Annotated in this window: 14 protein-coding genes; 10 read left to right on the top strand and 4 right to left on the bottom strand. The window is 43.4% G+C overall.

What is annotated here, in order from left to right:
- Positions 1-21: 21 nt before the first annotated feature.
- The 3 genes from recN to nadK all read right to left on the bottom strand — a co-directional run bounded on the left by recN (position 22) and on the right by nadK (position 4,192).
- Entirely contained in the window at positions 22-1,686 is a 1,665-nt protein-coding gene (recN, locus tag R7M92_RS13750) for a DNA repair protein RecN (RefSeq protein WP_005383750.1), read from the bottom strand.
- Positions 1,687-1,851: 165 nt separating this feature from the next.
- The gene (locus R7M92_RS13745) at positions 1,852-3,042 is read right to left on the bottom strand and encodes a DUF3103 domain-containing protein (protein WP_005383752.1); all 1,191 of its coding nucleotides are present in this window, start codon (positions 3,040-3,042) and stop codon (positions 1,852-1,854) included.
- Positions 3,043-3,307: 265 nt separating this feature from the next.
- A complete protein-coding gene (gene nadK / locus R7M92_RS13740) occupies positions 3,308-4,192 on the bottom strand; it encodes an NAD(+) kinase (RefSeq protein WP_005381631.1) in 885 nt (294 codons plus the stop codon).
- Positions 4,193-4,338: 146 nt separating this feature from the next.
- Here nadK and grpE point away from each other — a divergent pair, with 146 nt between their 5' ends.
- From grpE to dnaJ, 4 genes are all read left to right on the top strand, one after another.
- Positions 4,339-4,935 carry a nucleotide exchange factor GrpE gene (gene grpE / locus R7M92_RS13735; RefSeq protein ID WP_021034134.1) on the top strand — a complete coding sequence of 199 codons (597 nt, stop codon included), beginning with the start codon at positions 4,339-4,341 and terminating at the stop codon, positions 4,933-4,935.
- A gap of 417 nt (positions 4,936-5,352) precedes the next feature.
- A complete protein-coding gene (locus tag R7M92_RS13730; protein WP_005381625.1) occupies positions 5,353-6,627 on the top strand; it encodes a dicarboxylate/amino acid:cation symporter in 1,275 nt (424 codons plus the stop codon).
- Between the two features lie 348 nt (positions 6,628-6,975).
- Positions 6,976-8,889: a molecular chaperone DnaK gene (gene dnaK / locus R7M92_RS13725; RefSeq protein WP_005381623.1), complete on the top strand. Its 1,914-nt coding sequence runs from the start codon at positions 6,976-6,978 to the stop codon at positions 8,887-8,889.
- Positions 8,890-9,093: 204 nt separating this feature from the next.
- A complete protein-coding gene (dnaJ, locus tag R7M92_RS13720) occupies positions 9,094-10,242 on the top strand; it encodes a molecular chaperone DnaJ (RefSeq protein ID WP_005381620.1) in 1,149 nt (382 codons plus the stop codon).
- A gap of 69 nt (positions 10,243-10,311) precedes the next feature.
- Here the strand turns inward: dnaJ and R7M92_RS13715 are convergent, their stop codons facing one another.
- Positions 10,312-10,743 (bottom strand): type IV pilin protein, encoded by a 432-nt coding sequence (locus tag R7M92_RS13715; RefSeq protein ID WP_017820588.1) that lies wholly within the window; start codon positions 10,741-10,743, stop codon positions 10,312-10,314.
- 103 nt (positions 10,744-10,846) lie between these two features.
- Here R7M92_RS13715 and R7M92_RS13710 point away from each other — a divergent pair, with 103 nt between their 5' ends.
- From R7M92_RS13710 to tadA, 6 genes are all read left to right on the top strand, one after another.
- On the top strand, positions 10,847-11,356 hold the full coding sequence (locus R7M92_RS13710; protein ID WP_031780847.1) for a GspH/FimT family pseudopilin: 510 nt from the start codon (positions 10,847-10,849) through the stop codon (positions 11,354-11,356).
- Entirely contained in the window at positions 11,337-11,954 is a 618-nt protein-coding gene (locus tag R7M92_RS13705) for a pilus assembly protein PilW (protein ID WP_318133639.1), read from the top strand. The genes R7M92_RS13710 and R7M92_RS13705 overlap by 20 nt, the downstream gene beginning before the upstream one ends.
- Complete coding sequence (locus tag R7M92_RS13700) at positions 11,951-13,204, top strand: hypothetical protein (RefSeq protein ID WP_238843510.1); 1,254 nt, start codon at positions 11,951-11,953, stop codon at positions 13,202-13,204. Before R7M92_RS13705 ends, R7M92_RS13700 begins: the two co-directional genes overlap by 4 nt.
- Complete coding sequence (locus tag R7M92_RS13695) at positions 13,194-13,604, top strand: prepilin-type N-terminal cleavage/methylation domain-containing protein (protein WP_005381606.1); 411 nt, start codon at positions 13,194-13,196, stop codon at positions 13,602-13,604. Before R7M92_RS13700 ends, R7M92_RS13695 begins: the two co-directional genes overlap by 11 nt.
- A 288-nt stretch (positions 13,605-13,892) precedes the next feature.
- A complete protein-coding gene (locus R7M92_RS13690; RefSeq protein WP_239932059.1) occupies positions 13,893-15,452 on the top strand; it encodes an AbgT family transporter in 1,560 nt (519 codons plus the stop codon).
- A gap of 212 nt (positions 15,453-15,664) precedes the next feature.
- Positions 15,665-16,213: a tRNA adenosine(34) deaminase TadA gene (tadA, locus tag R7M92_RS13685; RefSeq protein WP_082240141.1), complete on the top strand. Its 549-nt coding sequence runs from the start codon at positions 15,665-15,667 to the stop codon at positions 16,211-16,213.
- The last annotated feature ends 382 nt before the right edge of the window (positions 16,214-16,595 follow it).

Here is a 16,595-nt window from a genome sequence, read left to right as displayed (position 1 = left end):
TTCTCATCCCTTGTCGATTTATTAAGCGGCGATAAGCAGTTCTTTTGCGTTTGCCAACGTTGAGTCGGTTATTTGACTACCCCCAAGTAAGCGAGCTAATTCTGCCACACGTTGTTGTTCATCTAATGCGTGCATTTGGGTTTCGGTTTGGCCTGCTTTGGTTTGCTTAGCTACAAACATTTGTTGATGGCCGCATCCGGCAACTTGAGGGAGGTGAGTGACACACAATACCTGAGTAGATTCGCCAAGCTTGCGTAGCATTTTGCCCACTACGGCAGCTGTTGGGCCACTAATACCTACGTCCACTTCATCGAAGATTAAACTTGGTGTATCTACTTTCTGAGCGGTGATCACTTGGATCGCTAGAGAGATGCGTGATAGCTCACCGCCTGACGCAACTTTTGCTATAGGTTGTAATGGTTGTCCCGGGTTGGTCGATACTAAGAAGCACACGCTGTCCATGCCAAGCGGCGATGGGTGTGTGTTGTCATTGCTAACTTCGATACTGAATACTGCTTTCTCCATGCTCAATTCGTGCATGCTTTGTGTGATCAGTTTGTTCAGTTCTTTTGCGTAACGGCTGCGTGATTTGTGCAGTTTTTCTGCTTGTGTTAGAAAGCTTTGGTACTTGTGTTCTACTTCTTGAGCAAGTTCATCTAAACGTTCATCGGAGCAATCTAACGCTTCTACTTGGGCCAGAAGATCTTGATGATGCTGGTAGAGTTCTTCTGGCATTACGTGGTGTTTACGAGCTACAGACATCACTTTAGAAAAACGTTCTTCTACATAAGCCATACGAGCTGGATCAACATCGATGCCATCTAAGTAGCTGCGTAATTCATTCTTCGTTTCTTCAAGTTGAATCATTGCTTCTGACAGCATGTTAGGTAGCTCAGATAGCTTTTCATCTAATTCGGCTAATTGAATTAGGGAGTGATTGGCCGATTGCAAAATACCAAGCGCATTGACTTCTTCACCTTCGTAAATAAGTTCGATGGCTTGCTGACAGGTAGTGGCGAGTTCACCACTGTTGGATAGTCGTTTGTGCTCTTGCTCGAGCTCTGCAAATTCTTCTTCACCTAGCGATAACTCATTTAGTTCTTTGATTTGGTATTCAAGCAATTGTTTTTGCGCCTGGTTTTGCTGGCTATTTTCTTTTAGTTGCTTGAGGTTATTGTCTGCCTGACGCCAATGCTGGTAAGCACTTCGTGTGCTTTTTAGTAGGTTTAAATGCCCAGCATATTGGTCGAGCATGGCCATTTGGTGCTCACTTTTCATCAATTGATGATGAGCGTGCTGCCCATGGATATTGATAAGTAGCTGCCCTAGAGATTTGAGTTGTGATAGTGGAACAGGGCTGCCATTAATGAAGGCTCTTGAGCGGCCTTCTTTTGTGATAATACGACGCAAAATACACTCACTGCCATCTAGCAGATCGTTATCTTCTAACCAACGTGTTGCATGTAAGTTGTTGTCCAATAAAAAAGCGGCGCTAACTTCGGTTTTCTCTTCACCTTGTCGCACCATGCCGGCATCGGCTCGTCCGCCTAAGCAGAGCCCTAAAGCATCGATAGCAATGGATTTACCCGCGCCTGTTTCACCTGTAATGGTGGTCATGCCCTTAGAAAGCTCGAGTTGTAAAGACTTAACAATCGCAAAATTATTAACACTTAGATGAGCCAGCATTTTATTTACCTGTATAACTGAACAATACTGTATAAGAGAACAGTATATACTGTTTCTTTATACAGTAAAGTCAGGTGAGGAAAATTTTCTTTGTAGGCTGTTTTTTGTGATGAAGTGGGAAAAATGAGCCGATGTGATTACAACGACTCATTAAAATTGAACAGGTTACGGACGAGTTGGGTTAATCGTTAGTGGTTCTAGCGTGACGACTGCATTCACACCCGCACCTGGGTGATCCACGTATGAAGTGTCTTGCATTAGAGTGTAGTATACGTCGACGAAGTCATCATCATTCGTGAGTACACCATCGGGGATAGTGTCGATGATCTTGTTCGTGATTTGCGGAATAATCGCGTAAGCCTGAACTTCTGGATCTGGAATCGCTTTCAATACTTCTTCGGCAACTTGAACAAGGAGTTTTGCCAATTGTTTATAGTCTGTGCCGTCATCTTGCTCCATGAGCACAATGTCTGCCGCACCCCAGCGGTAACGAGACCAGTGAATAATGATCTGATTTGGATAGTAATCTTGGTTATCGTAGTCTAAGTATGGAAGCTCCACCAAATCGAGAGTAGGTTCATCACGACTTGGATTGACGCCCGTTACGATAGCGTAGATTTCTGCCTTGCCAGAGATCCAAGGTTCTTTGTCATCGGCTAGACGGATCTTTTTCAACTGCGTGGTTTGAATTGGAGCCGCTTCGCCCACTGCGCTACTTGACAATAACGGTGTATTTTGGCGTTGTTCATCAGCAATATATGGTTGAACTAAAGCTGGTTGACCGAGTTTTTTCATCTCAGCTTGCATAGCTTGCAAGCCTGCTTTTAGCTCTGCAGAGCTATTGTTATCAACGACAAGTACAGGTACCTCAGGGAGCTGGTAAACATCGAGTTGATGGATGTTGCCATAAACATCAAATGCTTCGATGTATTGCCAATTCTCATCATCACCACTTGGTTCAAACGCAAATAATGGCTCGACCTCGCCACTTTGCCATGCTGTTATCATGGCTTCATTTGCCAAGCGAACTTCTAACAACTGATCTGAGTATTCAGAAATACCTTTCCAGCTACGAATTTGAGTGTCAGCTTGTACAAGCTGGCGGCTGAACTCTGAGTTAGGGTTTTGCTTAACAAATGCTGATACAGACACGTTAGTCTGTTGCGGAGTAATATCTCTTCTCAACATGGGTTCAATGGCAGCATAGTTCTCACTCAATTGTTGAGCTAGGGCACGCTTCGTCTTAGTGATATCTTCCGCTTTTGCGTTGGATACACTGTTGACTTGCGTTTCCTCTGATTGGCAGCCAATAAGTGCTAATGTACTGAGAACAGACAGAATGATGGTTTTCTTCATAATATGTCCTTTATTGATTGTATGAAATAGAGTTAATACTCTATTCATGGTGAGAATATCACCGGACATAGATCATTGAATTTGCTTTTCTATCTTTTGTGTAAAGTTTGCCCACAGGATCAAAATTTATAAGCTTCTCTTTAATGATGACAAATATCGTGTCGCCTCACTACTTTGTGTCTATTTCTTGTCTAAGAAAGCCAAAAGCCAGTAGCAATTGAGCTGCTGGCTTTTTTATTGAAGTTATTACCCTGAGTAACAAGTGTTAGAACAATTTACTAGACCAGCCAAGCTTATTCCGTAAGACGTGATAGTAGCTGTAGTCTTTTGGATGGATGAGCTTTAGTACATTTGGACTTTGATAGATGTGAATTTCGTCGCCAGGGGTAACTGGAAGTGAGACTTGTCCATCACAGCTAACTTCTTGTGTTCCACGGTTTTCTGGTGATACCACCAATTTAATTCGACGTTTTCCATCAACCACCAAAGGTCGACTCGACAATGTATGAGGGAACATTGGCACGAGTGAAATGGCATTCAAGCTAGGAGAAAGAATTGGGCCGCCGCCAGAAAGTGAATATGCCGTCGAGCCAGTCGGAGTGGAGACAATCAAACCGTCGGCCCGTAAAGAGAAGGCGAAGCTTTCATCAATATACACTTCAAATTCAATCATATGAGCAATTTGCCCTGGGTGAAGTACGGCTTCGTTTAGCGCAGCGTTATGGCTCTTTATTTGTCCGTGGCGGTGTACTTCCGCCTCTAAAAGAAAACGCTCCTCTTCAATGTACTCACCGTCGAGTACCGCTTGCAGAGACGCTTGGAAGTCGTCTGGGTTCAAGTCAGTTAAGAAGCCCAAATTTCCGCGGTTCACGCCTATAACTGGTACATCAAATCGGGATAAAATTCTTGCTGCACCTAGCATGTTGCCATCGCCACCAACCACAATGGCTAGATCGGCATTTTTTCCTAGTTCAACTAAGCTAGCAAACTGACTCTGTGGGATATCATCCAGTATTGCGGCAAGGCGATCGTCAATGAATACTTTATAGCCCTCAGAGGTCAACCATTGGTACAACTCTTTATGAGTTTGAATTGCTTGTTGATCTCTTGGTTTTCCGATAATCGCGATCACGTTACATGGATTTTTCATAGCATTTCCGCATTAAAGAGGCTTGAATCAGGAATCTTCATCCCCATAATAATGGCAAGTCACCTAAATATGCGAATTTTTATGTGGTTAAAGCCCGCAAAAACGCGCATGGCTTTAAGGGCATTATGTTGAATTCTGGAGATATCATGAGCAACGAAGAAAACAAAGTTACAGAAGAAGAGCTTGATCAAATCATCGAAGAGGCTGAAAAAGTAGAAGCTGAAGCACAAGAAGTTGAAGCTGAGCTTGAAGAGCTTGGTGATGAGACAGACGCTAAGATTGCTCAACTAGAAGCGGCACTATTGTCTAGCGAGGCAAAAGTAAAAGAGCAACAAGATGCGGTGTTGCGTTCTAAAGCTGAAGTAGAAAACATGCGTCGTCGCACTGAGCAAGAGATCGATAAAGCACGTAAGTTTGCGTTGAACAAGTTTGCAGAAGAGCTGCTTCCTGTTATTGATAACCTAGAGCGTGCAATTCAAGCGGCAGATACAGAGAATGAAACTGTGAAGCCGTTCCTAGAAGGCGTTGAACTAACACATAAAACGTTTGTAGACGTTGTCGCGAAATTTGGCTTGAAAGCAATCAACCCTGAAGGTGAAGCATTCAATCCAGAGTTCCATCAAGCGATGTCGATTCAGGAGAGCCCTGATCATGAATCAAACACTGTTATGTTTGTTATGCAAAAAGGTTACGAACTAAACGGCCGTGTGATTCGTCCGGCAATGGTAATGGTTGCTAAGTAACCTTAACTACCTGTTTTTTAAATATAAAAGCGCCCATCATTTTTGATGGGCGCTTTTTTGTTTTAAACATAAATGACTGCATCGAACTTCGTTGTATATCGATAAATGAAAATTTGATCCCCTTCATATTTTTTCCTATTGGTTAATTATTTTCCTATAGGAGATTTTCTCTCATCTCGCTGCGTGTTTATTAACGGAAAGGGCTATAAGTGGTTGTAATCATTCGCTGTGTGAATGTTTGTTCTGCATAGGAATGTAAATATAGTCATTTTTTCCAAAACAATTTCGTTAACAAAAATGTAAATTATCACTTTATTTTGTAACTTCGGTGTGTATGATTTGCGACTAATGCTTTAAAAGTAAGCATATATAACTACAAAAATGTAAATAGTAAACACAACATATCGGAGATTTATAATGGATAAATCGCTTTCTAGTAAGATTTTTATAGGCTTGTTTGCCGGCCTTGTGCTGGGGACAGCAATTCAGTACTTATTTAGCGGTATTGCGATTTTTGATACATACCTACTTGGAGCAGCAGAAGGTGTTGGCGGCATGTTCGTCTCACTGATCAAATTGCTTGTTGTTCCTTTAGTTTACGTTTCAATCGTATGCGGCATTGTTGACTTGAAAGACATCAGTGCATTTGGTCGTCTTGGTGGAAAAACTTTTACCCTTTACATTCTTAACACCATCATTGCGATTACGGCGGCTTTGACTGTCGGCTTGATCTTCCAGCCAGGAGCGGGCGCTAATCTAGCAGGAACGGTATCTGAGGCTGTACAGCTGACAACGACAGAGACGCCGGACATTTTCTCTTTAGTTGTTAACATTGTTCCTAGCAATCCTGTACAAGCGTTTGCTAGCGGCGACATGCTGCAAATCATCTTTATGGCAATTTTGACGGGGCTTGCAATTCAAGCTTTGGATTCTCGTGGTGGCCCAGCTATTCGCACATTCAAAATGGCAAATGAAATCATGATGAAATTGGTTGGATTAGTGATGAGTCTTGCACCATATGGTGTGTTCGCACTAATGATTCAACTAGGTGCAACGCTAAACGCCAATACATTAATGTCCGTTGCTGGTTACGTGGCTTTGGTGGTTGCGATGTTGGTGTTTTGGATCTTCTTCTTCTACCCAATGGCAGTGAGTATTGCGACAGGAACTTCTCCAAAGACTTTCCTACGTGCAACTCGTGAGCAGATTCTTTTCTCTCTATCTACCGCGAGCTCAAACGCGACTATCCCGGTAACGATGCGCACACTGACAGAAAAGCTTCAGGTCTCTAAATCGGTTGCTGGCTTCGGTGTACCACTGGGCGCAACGATGAATATGTCTGGTGTGTCTATCTATATTGCTCTAGCAACGATGTTTGTTGCGAACGCTTTTGGCCAGCCAATTAACACCGCAGACATCTTCACACTTGGCTTAACTATTCTTCTGTTATCTATTGGTGCTGGCGGCGTTCCTGGGGGCGGCGTGGTAATGGTAGGCGTTTTGCTTCACCAACTAGGTTTACCACCTGAAGGTTTAGCAATCATTGCAGCGGTCGACCGTATTAATGATATGTTCTGTACATCATCTAACGTTGTCGGCGACACGGCAGTGAACACCATTGTTGCAAAAACAGAAGGTGAGATAGGTAAAGAAGAAGGTGTTGATGCTGAGCCTGCTCAAGCGAACGCCTAATACCTTGAATCATTTATTTTAACCCTAATATTGAAGCGAGCTCTTATGAGTTCGTTTTTTATTTAGGAAGAGTCGGACATAAATAAATTTATCTGGGAAATGACGTTTTGTTGCGCTACAGCAGTGTGACGAGTTCCCAACTAATCAGAAAGAAACACATAAATTTCGAAAAAAGACGCTTTTTTTTTAATTCTGCCCTTGAAAAGCATTTTGCCGCCCTTATCTATGTGGCATAGAGAAGCAAACATTGATTATTTTTGTTTGTGAGCAAGGGTTGAAACCCGATTCTCCTCCCCCCACATTGGGGTTATAACCAAACGAAAATAGAATTTATTCGGAGATAGCCAGATGGGTAAAATCATTGGTATTGACTTAGGTACTACTAACTCATGTGTTGCTGTATTAGACGGCGACAAACCACGTGTAATTGAAAACGCAGAGGGCGAACGTACTACTGCATCGGTTATTGCTTACACTGACGGTGAGACGCTAGTAGGTCAACCAGCGAAACGTCAAGCAGTAACTAACCCAGAAAACACGCTATTTGCAATTAAGCGTCTAATCGGTCGTCGTTTTGAAGACGAAGAAGTTCAGCGTGACATCGAAATCATGCCTTACAAAATCGTTAAGGCTGACAACGGTGATGCTTGGGTAGAAGCGAAAGGCCAAAAAATGGCAGCTCCTCAGGTTTCTGCTGAAGTTCTTAAGAAAATGAAGAAAACTGCTGAAGACTTCCTTGGTGAGGAAGTAACTGGCGCAGTTATCACAGTACCTGCTTACTTTAACGATGCTCAGCGTCAAGCGACAAAAGATGCTGGCCGTATCGCAGGTCTAGAAGTTAAACGTATCATCAACGAACCAACAGCAGCTGCGCTAGCTTACGGTCTTGATAAGAAGGGCGGCGATCGCACTATCGCGGTATACGACCTTGGTGGTGGTACATTCGATATTTCAATCATCGAAATTGATGAAGTTGAAGGCGAGAAAACATTCGAAGTTCTAGCAACTAACGGTGATACTCACCTAGGTGGTGAAGACTTTGATAACCGTCTAATCAACTACTTGGTTGATGAGTTCAACAAAGAGCAAGGCATCAACCTTAAGAACGACCCACTAGCAATGCAGCGTGTTAAAGAAGCAGCAGAGAAAGCGAAAATCGAGCTTTCTTCTACTTCTCAAACAGACGTAAACCTACCTTACGTTACTGCAGATGCAACTGGTCCTAAGCACATGAACATTAAAGTGACTCGTGCAAAACTAGAATCTCTAGTTGAAGACCTAGTACAACGCTCTCTTGAGCCATTAAAAGTAGCTCTAGCTGACGCTGACCTATCAGTAAACGACATCACTGACGTAATCCTAGTTGGTGGTCAGACTCGTATGCCAATGGTTCAAGCGAAAGTTGCTGAGTTCTTTGGTAAAGAAGCGCGCCGTGACGTAAACCCTGACGAAGCAGTAGCAATGGGTGCTGCAGTTCAAGGTGGTGTACTTGCTGGTGACGTTAAAGACGTACTACTACTAGACGTAACTCCACTGTCTCTAGGTATCGAGACAATGGGTGGCGTGATGACTAAGTTAGTTGAGAAGAACACAACTATCCCAACTAAAGCGAACCAAGTTTTCTCTACAGCGGAAGACAACCAGAGCGCGGTAACTATCCACGTTCTACAAGGTGAGCGTAAGCAAGCGATGTACAACAAGTCTCTAGGCCAATTTAACCTAGAAGGCATCCAGCCTGCACCACGTGGTATGCCACAAATCGAGGTTACGTTTGACCTTGATGCGGATGGTATCCTACACGTGTCTGCGAAAGACAAGCAGACTGGTAAAGAGCAGAAGATCACTATTCAAGCTTCTGGCGGTCTAAGCGATGAAGACATCGAGAAAATGGTTCAAGAAGCAGAAGCTAACAAAGAAGCGGACAAGAAGTTCGAAGAGCTAGCGACTGCACGTAACCAAGCTGACCAAATGATTCACGGTACTCGTAAGCAAGTGGAAGAAGCTGGTGAAGCGCTACCTGCAGAAGAGAAAGAGAAGATTGAAGCAGCAATTTCTGAGCTAGAAACAGCACGTAAAGGCGAAGACAAAGAAGCTATCGATGCTAAAGTTCAAGCACTAATGACTGCTTCTCAAAAGCTGATGGAAATCGCTCAACAACAAGCTCAAGCGCAGCAAGCACAAGGTGCTGACGCAGGTGCACAGTCTAAAGAAGACGACGTTGTAGATGCTGAGTTCGAAGAAGTTAAAGACGACAAGAAATAATATTTCTTAACCAGATGGCTGCATAGCCATCTGGGGTCGATAAGACTTCGTGTGCGGGCGTTTGGGGCAACTCTTACGCCCGTCTGTTTGTAAACGCTGTCTTTCTAGTTAAGTATGTTGCAGACAAGTGCACTTACCTAGAACGATACAAACACCAAGCGGTGAATCGATGCCGTTTGTAGTAATTAACTGGTGACGAAGAACATGTCAAAACGTGATTTTTACGAAGTATTAGGCGTAAGCCGTGATGCCTCAGAGCGCGATATCAAAAAGGCGTATAAGCGTCTAGCGATGAAATTCCACCCAGACCGAAACCAGGGTGATGATTCTGCGGCGGACAAGTTTAAAGAAGTAAAAGAAGCGTACGAAGTTCTGACCGACCCTCAAAAGAAAGCGGCGTACGACCAATACGGTCATGCAGCTTTTGAACAAGGCGGCGGTGGTTTCGGTGGCGGCGGCTTTGGCGGCGGCGGTGCTGATTTCGGCGACATCTTTGGCGATGTATTCGGTGACATCTTTGGTGGTGGTCGTCGTGGCGGTGGTGGCCACCGTGCCCAGCGAGGTGCTGACCTACGTTACAACATGGAATTGACGCTAGAAGAAGCGGTTCGTGGTGTAACGAAAGAGATCGAAGTACCGACACTAGTACACTGTGATACCTGTGATGGTAGTGGCGCGAAGAAAGGTTCATCTGCTGAAACATGTGGTACCTGTCATGGTCATGGTCAAGTACAGATGCGCCAGGGCTTCTTCGCAGTGCAACAAACCTGCCCTACCTGTCACGGCAAAGGTAAAATCATTAAAGACCCTTGTAATGAGTGTCATGGTCAAGGTCGTAAGCAGAAAACAAAAACACTTAACGTTAAGATCCCAGCAGGTGTTGATACTGGCGACCGTATTCGTCTATCTGGCGAAGGTGAAGCGGGAGAAATGGGAGCACCAGCGGGTGACTTGTATGTACAAGTGCACGTGAAAGAGCACCATATCTTCGAGCGTGATGGCAACAACCTATACTGTGAAGTGCCAGTAAGCTTTGCGATGGCAGCTCTAGGTGGTGAAGTTGAAGTACCAACCCTAGATGGTCGCGTAAGCCTAAAAGTGCCTTCAGAAACGCAAACAGGTCGTATGTTCCGTATGCGTGGTAAAGGTGTGAAAGGCGTTCGCGGTGGCGGTGTTGGTGATCTTATTGTTAAGTTGGTTGTTGAAACACCAGTAAACCTAAGCTCACGCCAAAAAGAACTGCTCAAAGAGTTTGAAGAGTCTTGTGGTGGTGAAGCGGCGACAAAGCACAAGCCTAAATCAGAAGGCTTTTTCAACGGTGTGAAAAAGTTCTTTGATGATTTAACCAGCTAAGACGTTAGTGAAAAGCACAAATACAAAGGCCTGCTAAAATGCAGGCCTTTTTGCATCTCGGTGTTCTTCCTAATTCCAGCAATCACTTGGTTCTTCGACATTTGTTGACGTTAAAGTAATCGTTTTAGAACCAGTCAAGCACTCGTCGTCGTCTTGTCCCAGAGCCGATTTTGCTGTTGCTGTAATGGTATAGGCCGTACTTGCAGAGCTCGCAATATCGAAAGAAAATCTATTTGTGTCTGAGTCACATAGAGTGCATGTGCCTCCAGAGAGAATATGACTCCAGTCGTACCCACCATCATAAGATGTCTCTAGCTCTAGCTGAATTCGACTAAGATCGCTCAAGGCAACCGTCCTATGAGACTTGATTACATGATTAGTGTAAGAGGGGTATGCGACTGCAGCAATGATCCCGACAATCACTACAGCTACCAGTAATTCGATCAATGTCATCCCTCTCAATCCTTTTTTGTAGCCGTTACAACGAGAAATTCGAATCATCACGAGTAGTTTCCTTTTCACTTTTCCGCCTATTTTTGGCAGGTGATAGCATCTGTGCAAGATGAATTACGGCCCTTTTGCCGTTTACATAGGAATTTGGGAAATGCCTCGCGGGTTTACGTTGTTGGAGCTTCTTATTACTGTTGCTGTACTGAGTATTATTTTGGCGTTTGCAGCTCCAAGCTTTAGCCGTGTTTCACAAACTGTGCAAATGCAGCGATTGGCAACTGAATTAGCTGGTTTTCTAAGCCAAAGTAAGTCCGAGGCGGTAATGAGAAATCAAAAGTTATATATACATTTCTCCATGGCTAAAAACGTTGTTGTCAGTCAAGGGGCATGGTCTCTACAGTTAACTGACTCATCTAGCGGCTCAGGGGGAGTAATCTTAAACCTTTCCGGCTCCGCATACTCTGAATTATCTTTGAAGCACAGTTACGATAATCAAAAAATAAGCTTCGATGAGGTCCGTGGACGGCCCCAAGGAGGAAATATAGAGTTTTTCCCAACCAATGCTCAAAACATAAAACTACAAGCAAAGATCTCAAACCCTCCTGGGAGGATTAAGATTTGTAGTAATTCTGGAGCGAAGTTATATGATTACCGTCAGTGCTAACAAACGCTATCAAATAGGTAGCTCTTTAATTGAATTAATGATTAGTTCTTTAATTGGGTTAATTGTTCTTAGTGTAGTGGGCTCTATATTCTTGAGTTTACAAAAAACAGCAAAGGAAAAAAGCTTAGAGCTAAATTTATTGCAAGGTCTGAATATCACTTTATCTGTTATTAAAGAAGATATTCAAAGAGCAGGTTATGATGGTGGGAACGGTAGTTCACTCAAATTATCCGGAGCTACAGGAACCATAATGCTGAGTGGCGCCTCTTCTGTAGGGCTTGTGTATTTTAAAGAGGACTCAGCTGCCAATGAAGACTATCGAAATATTAAGTATGAGAAGAGAGATACTCGGTTTTTTATATGTGAGAAAGGCGTTGTGTCTCAAACACAAATATTATCTTTTGATGGTATAGATTTTTGTCGTTCTCTATTTGATGATGATATTTTCCAAGTTACCCAATTCACCGTTAGTTTAGAAACAGTGACTAATGGAGGAAATGTAAGTTCGGTCACGAGCGTTAAGTTAGGTTTGAAAACAATTGATGGAGTCTTTAGTGAAGTTGCGGAGTTTTCTATCAAACAAAGGAATTGGCAATGACATCTAAATATAGCTATTCCGGTTATACCACTTTGCTTGTGACTTCTATACTTTTATTACTTGCTTTAATTGCATCATTAGCATCATCCAAAGGTGTATTTTTTCAAATAAAAGTTGCGCAAAACGAAATAAAAACTCGACAAGCACATTGGTTAGCGGAAGGAGGTGTTGAATGTGCATGGGCGCAATTTAGAGTTAATAATATTGTACCTGCCGTAATAACAGATTGTGGCTCAGGACTTTGGACGATTCCGAATTTTACGAGTACTTCCAATGGGTATTTGGTTACTTCTAATGTTGGATTTACAAGCATTAGTAAGGAGATTATTTTGGGAGGTAACTTGAGTTATGGTGCAATGCAGTCTAGTGCCGACATTTATTTTCATTCTAGTGCAACGTTCTCTACTCCAGACCCAGGGGAATTGAGCAGCGATGGGTGGGAGTGTATTGCGTTAAGGTATAAAAAGCGCTTTTACTCCTCTTCAGTTGATAATAAAGGCGTAATTCATGGAGAGTCTCCCTATGCCGATTTTAACAACCCTACAAATAAAGATTGTGCAAACACGACGGCAAACCGTCATCTCTCATCTAGTGTTGGCGGGGTTGGTGCTGGTGATGATTTTACTCAAGATACAGATTTAAAGCCATTTGAATCCTTCTTTGGAGTAAAGGCTGAAGAGCATAACGATGTCCGAGATAATGGTGTATTTCATGTTATGACGGGCTCAGTGGCTGATGGTATACCTAATTGTGGTGCTGCTTTAACAGCAGAAATTCAGTCAGGGAAGCATCATTTATGGGTGGAAGGGAGCTGTGAAATCAAGCAATCGGAATACAATGATTTAGTGAATGCTACATCATCGACCAATGGCGTAACAGTGCTCATTCATGATGGTCTTTTCTCCGTGATGGGACCACCGAGCTCCGGCGCTACATCAAATAAGTTTAAAGGGGTCTTGTTTCATTTCAATCATGATTATACCCCGACAACAGCGGATTGGGTTGGGTTCGAAGCCAATGCTCACCTAAATCATGTGCCAAGTGTTGTAGAAGACTCATACAGGACAATAGCTTCTTATTATCAGCATGGTTCTTTTACGGTATCTGGTGGTCAATATTTTGATAGTGAAGATCAGGCAGCGGTTTTCTTCGATTCTTTGGACTTTAGATACAATAAAGATGTGATAGACAATTCAAGGAATGCGCATGCAATTCCGAGATGGAAAAAAGGCTCCTGGAATGATCTCTAAACAAAAAGGTTTTAACCTTCTTGAAGTTCTAATTTCTTTTCTACTTATCGGTGTTGGGGCACTAGGTTTAACTAAGCTAAACGTGTATTTAGAACGCGAATCCGAATATGCCATAAAAAGTATTGAAGCACTTCGTCTAGCAGAAAACCAGCTCGAATGGTTCCGGACGCGTGGTGCTTCTGCGGCGATGTCTACCATCACACCTGCAAATTTTGCTTCTATTGCAACAGGCTCTTCTGTTACTGGATCTTATGTCGTCGAGTGGGAAGTTCCAGCTGCCACGGTTTCAGGAACACTGAAAACTATCACCATTACCTCTAGCTGGAAGGATAGAATCGGCGAGACGCGATCAGTTCAGCTTAAAACGATGATCTCACAATACAGTGAATTCGAAAACTAAGTTCAATTGCATACATGGGCTGGGACAAATGCGGGTGTAATTCCTGTTTAATACCGGATTTGTCACGGTTAATAAATAGTTTTTGAACTGTTAATTGAGTTGATGTGCTACTGTTTTTATTATGTTTAATTGAAGTGGTGTTTTTGCAAAATATGTCTCCAATTATGAAAAAAAATCTAGAACCTTGTGCTTTCTCCATTAGTGTTTACTAGAATACTCGTTGGATAGTAGGTCGTTATAATTATTCAAATAGGCCTTGGCACCAACATCATTCACTATGGAGTTACCATGAGTAACCAAGCTGTAAATAAGGCACCATCATCGAAGCCGAGCGGGATGGAGCGCTTTTTAAACTTTATCGAGAGGACAGGTAACAAAATTCCTGATCCTGCGATTTTGTTCTTCTGGGCATTGATCATTACTTGGGCGGCGTCAGCACTTTTGTCGAATGTATCATTCGATCTTCCAAACCCTCGAACGGGCGAAGCTCTTACTATCACCAACTTACTTACGGGCGAAGCGCTAGCAAGTTTCCTTGCTAACATGGTGACGACGTTTACTGGCTTTGCGCCACTGGGTATCGTACTTGTCGCAATGCTAGGTGTGGGTGTTGCAGATTCTTCGGGTTTTATTACGACGGGTCTTAAGAAGATGCTGAACTTCACGCCAGCTAAGCTTCTTACTCCAATGCTTATTTTGGTTGCCATTGTATCGCATACTGCGGCAGATGCAGGCTATGTTCTGGTTATTCCTCTTGGCGGTATTATCTTCCATGCGGCAGGTCGTCACCCTTTAGCAGGTATTGCGGCAGCATTTGCAGGTGTATCTGGTGGCTTCTCTGCAAACTTTATCCCTTCAGGTATCGATCCGCTATTGGCTGGCTTTACGCAAACTGCGGCGCAGGTTCTTGATCCTGAATATGTGGTTAACCCATTAGCGAACATCTTCTTCACTGGCCTATCCTCTATCATTATTGTGGGGATTGGTTGGTACGTGACAGAGAAAATCATCGAGCCTCGTTTATCAAAAATGCCAATTGATGATGATGCGGAAACCGCGCCAAACCTAGGTTCATTTACTGAACTGGAATCAAAAGCATTCCGTTATGCAGGTTGGGCAATGATGGTGGGTATTGCTTTACTTGTTGCAGCGTTAATTCCAGAAACATCAGCACTTCGCTCGCCTGAAGGTGAAATTACAGCCTTCTCAGCACCGATAATGAAATCTATCGTGCCGTTGATCTTTATTCTGTTTATCATTCCTGGTTACGTTTACGGTAAAGTGTCTGGAACGTTCAAGACCAGCAACGACATTATCAAAGCGATGGCTGATACTATGTCAACCATGGGCGCATACATTGTTATGTCGTTCTTCTGTGCTCAGTTCCTATCTGCATTTGCTCAGTCAAACATCGGTACGATGCTAGCGTTGTATGGCGCAGAAGGCTTAAAAGCGATGAACCTACCAGGTGAAGTGACCATCATCGGTATGATCCTTCTAACCGCGTCTGTAAACCTACTTATTGGTTCGGCATCGGCAAAATGGGCTTTAATTGGTCCAATCCTAGTGCCAATGCTAATGGCGGTTGGTATCTCGCCTGAGCTGTCTCAGGCGGCTTACCGTGTGGGTGACTCTGTATCGAACATCATTTCGCCTCTAATGGTATTTTTCCCTCTTGTTGTGGTTTACTGTCAGCGTTATGTGAAGTCGGCTGGTATCGGTACGCTTGCGTCACTAATGATGCCATTCTCGATCGCAATGCTGATCGGTTGGTCTATCTTCCTAGTTGCTTATTGGATGGTAGGTATCCCGCTAGGCATTCAAGCTCCTTACACTTACACAATGTAAAAACGTGTAGGGTGTGAAAGCCGCTAATTGGCAGCCAAAAAGCGCAGGTCTTCGATCTGCGTTTTTTTGTTCTCGTAAAACGAACATCGATAGGTCTTGTAACTAGTTTTTTGGAGTTGCAGACTTTGTCCCGTGATGTGTTGCTGTAGTGAAACCGAAGTTGGTGATAAAATTCCTGACTTCAATCGTTTTTTGTTTCTTTGGAGCCTCCTTTGTCTAACCATCCGTTTTCCCCTCAAGATGAATTGTTTATGCGCAGAGCGATGGAGCTTGCTGAGCAAGCAGAAGCTGAGGGGGAAGTACCTGTTGGCGCAGTGCTTGTCAAAGATGGTGAAATTATCGCTGAGGGGTGGAATCGCTCTATTGGTACTAATGACGCTACCGCACATGCTGAGATCCAAACGCTGCGTAAAGCAGGCCAAAAGCTAGAAAATTACCGCCTTCTGGATACGACGTTATATGTAACACTTGAGCCATGCCCAATGTGTGCCGGAGCCTTATTGCATAGCCGCGTTAAGCGGGTTGTTTTTGGAGCGCCAGATTTAAAAGCTGGAGCAGCAGGAACAGTGCTTAATTTGTTTGAAAGTCAAGCCGCTTACCATTACGCCTTAATTGAAAAGGGGCTGCTAGAAGATGAGTGCCGTACTCAGCTACAAGCGTTTTTTAAGCGCCGCCGAAAGGAAATTAAAGCGAAGAAGCAAGCACAAAAAGCATTAGAAAATGGAGAGAGCGAACAAGGTAGTAGGAGTAGTGAGGGCTAGCAAACACCTACAACGTGGTAGATGTTTGCTTGGACGCACTAGTGATTGACTAAATGTACAAAAACACGATTACGTGAACTTACTTTCTTTTTCATACATGTCAGTTTACGTTTACGTCGGATAGCAGCTACTGTGTTATTTAAACGCTTTGACTGCACTCTACGTCTTCTCATATTCAAAACCTCCTGCAGACAAGACTTATACCAGTAAAGTGCGGCTCATCGATGCTTGGCAATAGGCTCGATAATCGCACTAAACATTGTATGGTTTAAACGTTCTTCATTTGACTTCTGCATTGCACAGAGCCAGCAAACAATTTCAATACGATGCTTAATAATAGGAGTGACGTTATTTCGGCAGAGTGTAGCCGAAAGCGCCGCTT

It is taken from the genome of Vibrio sp. Vb2880, assembly GCF_033337975.1.
Lineage (GTDB): Bacteria > Pseudomonadota > Gammaproteobacteria > Enterobacterales > Vibrionaceae > Vibrio > Vibrio alginolyticus.
Note: the sequence above shows the minus strand (reverse complement) of the source record. Positions and strands in the feature narration are given on the sequence as shown.